This is a genomic window from Azospirillum brasilense (assembly GCF_003349955.1).
In the GTDB taxonomy this organism is placed as follows: domain Bacteria; phylum Pseudomonadota; class Alphaproteobacteria; order Azospirillales; family Azospirillaceae; genus Azospirillum; species Azospirillum brasilense_B.
Genome location: NZ_QLKQ01000147.1, coordinates 1 through 7062, shown reverse-complemented (window position 1 = coordinate 7062; position 7062 = coordinate 1). Strand labels below are relative to the sequence as shown.

Below are 7062 nucleotides of genomic sequence, written 5' to 3'. Positions count from 1 at the left end.
CCAGCCAGAGCTGGGACACGAGCGCGGCCGATGGGCTGGTGATCGCCGGCAGCGGGCTGACGCTGAACAGCGGCGTCACGCTGACGGTGACCACCGGCACCGGCACGGCGGCGACCCTGTCGGCCCCGCTGGACGGAGCCGGCGGGCTGACCAAGGACGGGGCCGGCACGCTGACCCTGTCGGGGGCCAACACCCACACCGGGATGACGACGCTCAACGCCGGCGAACTGGTGCTGTCCGGTGGGTCGGCCATCGCCGACGCGGCGGCGGTGTCGGTGAGCGGCGGCACGCTGCGCCTGGCGGCGGACGAGACCATCGGCACGCTGAACGGCACGGGCGGCACGCTGACCCTGGCCGGCCACACGCTGACGGCCAGCGGGGCGGTGCTGAACGCCGGCGGCATGGACCGCGGCGCCAACGACACCGGCACGCTCGCCACCAGCTACGCCAACGGCGCGACGATCACCGGCACCAGCGGCGACGATTCCATCGTCGGCGGCAGCGGCGCCGACAGCATCGACGGCGGGGCCGGCAACGACACCATCCGCGGCGGCGCCGGCGCCGACACGCTGATCGGCGGTGACGGCGACGACACCTTCGACTACACCAACGGCGCGTCCGCCGACTTCGCCGCCAACAGCGCCCTCATCGACAGCATCGACGGCGGCACCGGCACCAACACCCTGCTGGTCGGCGGCACCGGCGGCTTCACGGTGGGCAACGCGGTCAGCTTCGCGCGGGCCTCCAATATCCAGCGGATCGCCGCCATCGCCTCCTCCTCCAACATGTCCATCTCTCTGAACGCCAACGCCTACACCGCCGGCATCCGCAGCATCGACCTGTCCGGCGACACCAACGCGGGCGGCGCCAACTCCGTCAGCGCGCAGCAGATGGGCGGCGGGGTGACGATCATTGGCGGCAGCAGCAACGAGAGCCTCACCGGAAGCGCCCACGACGACACCATCCTGGGCGGCTCCGGCAACAGCGTCATCACCGGCAGCGGTGGCGCCGACAGCCTGAGCGGCGGCGACGGCGACGATGTCTTCGTCTACGCCACCACCACCGACCTGTTCTCCAGCAACGTGCTGGTCGACAGCATCGACGGCGGGGCCGGCAACGACGCCATCCGGTTGGGCAACTCCGGCTTCACCATCGGGTCCAGCGACAGCTTCGCCACCCGGATCGGCAACGTCGAGCGCATCATCGCCTCCGGCACAACGGTCAACCCGATCAGCATCACCGTCGGCAACGACTTCTACAACGCCGGCTTCCGCGCCATCGATCTCAGCGCCGACACCAGCGCGCAGGGTCAGAACCTCATCGACGCCAGCAGGGTGACGGCGGGCGGCCTGACCTTGATTGGCTCCACCGGCCCGGACAGCATCCTGGGCGGCAGCGGCAACGACACCATCAACGGCGGCTCCGGTCCCGACACCATTTTCGGCGGGGCGGGCAACGACAGCATCGACGGCGGCACGGGGAACGACAGCGTCGACGGCGGCGACGGCGACGACACCATCGACGGCGGCGCCGGCAACGACACCCTGACCGGCGGCGCCGGCAACGACTGCTTCCAAGGCACCAACACCACCCTGACCGGGGACAGGATCACCGACTTCGGGACGGGCGACGCGCTGTACCTCATCGGCCGGTCCGGCCTGACGGCCGCAAACATCCGCGTGACGGGCACCGGAAACGCGGCGGTCGTGCAGATCGACATCGACGCGACAACCTTCGCCACGGTCGAGGTGACCATCGCCACACCCGGCCTCGTCACCAGCGGCTTCATCGCGGCCGCCGCGAACGGCAACGCCGACACGCAGTTCACGCTGAACTCGGCGCCGCTCATCCGCAACCTGGACGGCGACAGCGTGGCCCTGTCCGACGGCTCCGCCTTGCTCGACCAGGGCACCGCCGCCACGGTCGAGGACGCCGAGAACGACTCCGCCGGCTGGGCTGGCGGGACGCTCACCGTGAAGCGCTCGGCCACCGGAGCCACGGCGAACGGCGCCTGGACGGCCGACCGGTTCGGCTTCACCGGCTCGGCCATCGCGGCGACCGGGACGACCAGCGGCACCCTGTCGGAGGGCGGCACCGACTTCGCCACCTACAGCATCAGCGGCGGCACGCTGACGATCACCTTCACCGCGGGCGCCACCTCGGCGCGCATCGGCGCCCTGCTGTCCGCCATCACCTACCGCAACGACACGCCCGCCGGAACGGTGTCCCTGACGGTGACGCTGACCGACGGCAACGGCGGCAGCGCGACCGCAACGACCACGGTGACCAGCGACGTGGTGACGGTGACGGCGACCGGCGACAGCGCCACCATCGATGTGACCGACGGCGTCGACCTGCGCGAGGCGCTGGCCATCGCCGCGGCGCTCGGCGGCACGCCGACCATCCGCTTCGACGCCGCGCTCGCCGGGCAGACGATCACGCTGGCCAGCGGCCTGACCCTGTCGGCCAGCCAGAGCTGGGACGCGAGCGCGGCGGACGGGCTGGTGATCGCCGGCGGCGCGCTGACGCTGGACAGCGGCGTGACCCTGACGGTGACCAACGGCACCGGCACGGCGGCGACCCTGGCCGCCACGCTGACCGGCGCCGGCACCCTGGACAAGCAGGGCGCCGGCACGCTGACCCTGTCGGGAAGCAACAGCTACGGCGCGACGATTGTGTCCGCCGGCACGCTGGCGGTGGCGGGCGACGGCAATCTCGGAGCGGAAGGCGTCACCCTGGCGGCGGGGAGCACCCTGCAAGTCACCAGCGCCACCACCATCGACAACGCCGTCGCCCTGACCGGGGCGGCGACCGTCCAGACCGACGCGGCGGTGACCCTGTCGGGCGCGCTCTCGGGCTCGGCGACCCTGACCAAGAGCGGCGCCGGCACCCTCGCCCTGACCAACACCGCCAATGGCACCGGCATGAGCGGCGGCCTGACCGTCGCGGCGGGCGCGCTGTCGGTGGACTCGGATTCCGCCCTGGGCGGCGGCACGGTGACGCTGGACGGCGGCACGCTGGTCATCACCGCGGCCATCACCATCGACAACGCCGTCACCCTCGGCGGCGGCGGCGGCACCGTCGAGGCGCAGAGCGGAAGCATCGCCCTGACCGGAGCCTTGTCCGGCGGCGGCGCGCTGACCCTCACCGGCGCCGGGACCCTGACCCTGTCGGGAAGCAACAGCCACAGCGGCGGCACCACGCTCTCCGGCAGCGGCACGGTGGTGATCGGGTCCGACGCCGCCTTCGGCACCGGCGCCGTCACGGTGAGCGGCGGGGGGCTGGCCGTCACGGCCAGCCGCAGCCTGTCCAACGCCATCGCCCTGAACCAGACCACCACCGCCCTGTCGGTGGCGGCGGGCGCCACCCTGACCCTCGGCGGCGCCCTGTCGGGAAGCGGCGCGCTGGAGAAGACGGCGGCCGGCACGCTGATCCTGTCGGGAACCGCCGGCTTCACCGGGGCGACGACGGTCACCGCCGGCGCGCTGCTGGTCAGCGGCGCCCTGTCCGGCACTTCCGCAGTCACCGTCGCCAGCGGCGCGACCCTGGGCGGCACCGGCAGCGTCTTCACGACGGGATCGAGCAACGGAGTCACCGTCGCGGCGGGCGCCACCCTCGCCCCCGGCCTGCCGGGAACGGCGAACGGCGTGGGCCGGCTGACCATCAACGGCAACCTGACGCTGAACGGCACGCTCGCCCTCGACGTCGGCGGCACCACGACCGCCGGCACCGACTATGACCAGGTGACGGTCGGCGGCACGGTCACGCTGGACGGCAGCACCAGCGCCATCACCGTCGCCGCGGTCAACGGGCACACGCCGGGCGGCGGCGCGACCATCCGGGTCATCGACAACGCCGGCCCGTCGGCCATCGCCGGCACACTGCCCGGCGTCGGCGAGGGCGGGTCGGTCATCAGCAACGGCCAGTTCTACCGGGTCGCCTACGGCGGCGGCACCGGCAACGACCTGACCCTGCTCGACAACACCACGCCGGCCATGGCGAATCTCGGCGGCAGCGTGGACTGGGCCGGCGTCGGCGGCAGCGTCGCCCTCGACCAGGGCACCGCCGCCCTGGCGTTCGACGCCGACCGCGAGTGGCGCAACGGCGGGGCCGGCGACTGGACCGGGTCCTCCCTGACCGTGCAGCGCGTCGTCGGCGGGACCGCGGCCCCGCTGTCCGCCGACGTCTTCGCCATCGACCCCATGGGGCGGAGCTTCACGCTCGGCAACGGCACGCTGCTGTCCGGCGGGCAGGTCTTCGCCACGGTGACGACCAGCGGCGGCGTGCTGACGGTGACCTTCACCTCCGGCGGCACCATCGCGACCACCGCTCTGGTCCGGGACGTGCTCCAGGCGATCACCTACCGCAACGACACGCCGTCCGGCGACGCGACGATCCGCTACGCGCTGAGCGACGGCGTCGGCAGCGGCACCGCCGACCTGACGGTGGCCAGCGACACCATCTACGTCACCAGCGCCGCCGACTCCGCGACCATCGACCGCTCGGACGGGGTGAGCCTCAGCGAGGCGATCGCCATCGCCGCCGCGGACACCACCGGGACGCAGACCATCGTCCTGGCCGCCGGGCTCGCCGGGCAGAGCATCGCCCTGTCCGCCGGAACCACGCTCGGCGAAAGCCTGACCATCGACGCCGGCCCGGCCGACGGCGCCACCATCACGGGCGGGTCACTGAGCATCGCCAGCGGCGCCACCCTGACCGTCACGCACGGCGGCGGCACCACGCTGACCATCGCCTCGGCCCTCCAGGGCGATGGCGCGCTGACCAAGGCCGGGGCGGGAACGCTGACCCTGTCGGGAAGCAGCAGCCACGGCGGCGCCACCGCCGTCGACGGCGGCACCCTGCTGGTGACCGGCGGGCTGAACGGGACGGGGACGGTCTCCGTCGCGTCCGGCGCGGTCCTCGGCGGGACCGGCGGCATCGCCGGGGCGGTCGCGATCGCCTCGGGCGGCACCATCGCGCCGGGCACCGGCAGCGGCGCCGCCGGCACGCTGACGCTGAGCGGCGGGTTGACCATCGCGGCCGGCGGCACGCTGCGGGCCGACCTCAACGGCACCGCGGCGGGCAGCGGTTACGACCGGATCGCCGTGAGCGGCGCGGTCGATGTCTCGGGCGCCACCTTGTCGATCACCCAGGGCTACACCCCGGCCCAGGGCGACCGCTTCATCCTGGTCGCCAACGACGGAAGCGACGCCGTGACCGGCCTGTTCAGCGGCGTCGCCGAGGGCGCTCTGCTGACCGTCGGCGGCACGGTGTACCGCGTGTCCTACGCGGGCGAGACCGGCAACGATCTGGTCCTGACCGTCGTCCCGACCGTCACCGCCGCCGCCATCACGGTCACCGGCGCCACGGGAAGCGGCGGCGTCTACCGCATCGGCGACACCGTGACGGTGAGCTGGGACAGCACCGCGACCGGCGACGGCAACGCCGCGCTGACCGGCGTCACCGTCGATTTCAGCCAGTTCGGCGGCGGCTCCGCGGTGGCCGCGACCAACGCGGCGGGCGTCTGGACGGCCAGTTACACCATCGTCTCCGGCAACCTGGAGGCGACGGGGCGCACCGTCGGCGTCACCGCGAGCGGCCCCGACGGCACGGCCACGACGACCAGCGCCAGCGGCACCTCGGCCGCCGTGGACGCCCAGGCCCCCACCGTCACCGGGGTCACCGCGACCACCGCCGACGGCGCCTACAGGGCCGGCGACACCATCATTATCCAGGTCACCTTCAGCCAGGCGGTCACCGTCACCGGGACGCCGACCCTGACCCTGGAGACGGGCGCCACCGACCGGGCGGCCAGCTACAGCGGCGGTTCCGGCACCGCGACGCTGACCTTCACCTACACGGTGCAGGCCGGCGACACGTCCCCCGACCTCGACGCCGTGTCAGCGGCGGCGCTGGCGTTGAACGGCGGCGGCATCCGGGACGCCGCCGGCAACGCGGCGGTCCTGACGCTGCCGGCGCCGGGGGCCAGCGGCTCGCTCGGCGCCAACAAGGCCATCGTCATCGACACCAGCGCCCCGACCGTGGGCACCCCCGCCCTGACCGCGGCGACCGACAGCGGCGTCTCCGCCAGCGACGGCATCACCAACGCGGCGAACCCCGCCTTCTCGGTCACGGTCGCGGAGGCCGGGCTGACGCTGGAGCTGCTGCGCGGCGACAGCGTCGTCGCCACCATCACCTCCACCGCCGGCACCAACACGCTGACCCACAGCGGGGCGGCGGAGGGCTCCGGGCTGTCCTACCGCGTGCGGGCGACCGACGCGGCGGGCAACCAGACGACCTCCGAGGCGGTGACGGTGACCATCGACCGCAGCGCCCCGACCATCGCCGCCCCGACCGGCCAGACCATCGCCGAGGACGGCACCACGGGCGCCCTCACGGTCACCGTCGGCGACGGGGTGACCGCGGCGGGCACCGTGCAGCTCACCGCCACCTCCGGCGATACGGTCCTGGTGCCGTCCAGCGGCATCCAGATTGCCGGCAGCGGCGCCGGCCGCACGGTCACCGTGACTCCCGCGGCCGACCGCTTCGGCAGCGCCCTCATCACCCTGACCGTGACCGACGAGGCCGGCAACACCGCCACGGAGACCTTCACCGTCACGGTGACCCCCGTTGCCGAAACCCCGGTGGTGAGCGGAGCCACCGGCACCGCCGAGGACACTCTGTCCGCGGCCATCACCATCGCGCGGGCCAGCGCCGACGGGGCTGAGATCAGCCACTTCCGCATCTCCGGCATCACCGGCGGCACGCTTTACCGCAACGCCGACCGGACCGGCGCCATCGCCGACGGCGACCTCCTCACCGCCGCCGAGGCCGCCGCGGTCTATTTCCTGCCGTCGCAGGACGCCAACACCGCGGATGGCGGCGTCTTCGGCTTCCAGGTCCAAGGGGCGCGCGACGCCAGCGGCAACGGGCTGAGCCCGACCGCGGCGACGGTCACCCTCACCGTGTCGGCGGTCAACGACGCGCCGGTTCTGACCGCCGCGTCGCCGGTGCTGCCCGGGATCGACGAGGACGCCACGGCCAACGGCGGCCAGACGGTGG

1 protein-coding gene is annotated in these 7062 nt (G+C 73.6%); it reads left to right on the top strand.

What is annotated here, in order from left to right; all coding sequences use genetic code 11:
• On the top strand, window positions 1–7062 hold a 7062-nt coding region (locus tag DXK32_RS31535; protein ID WP_114862103.1), incomplete at both ends, for a beta strand repeat-containing protein.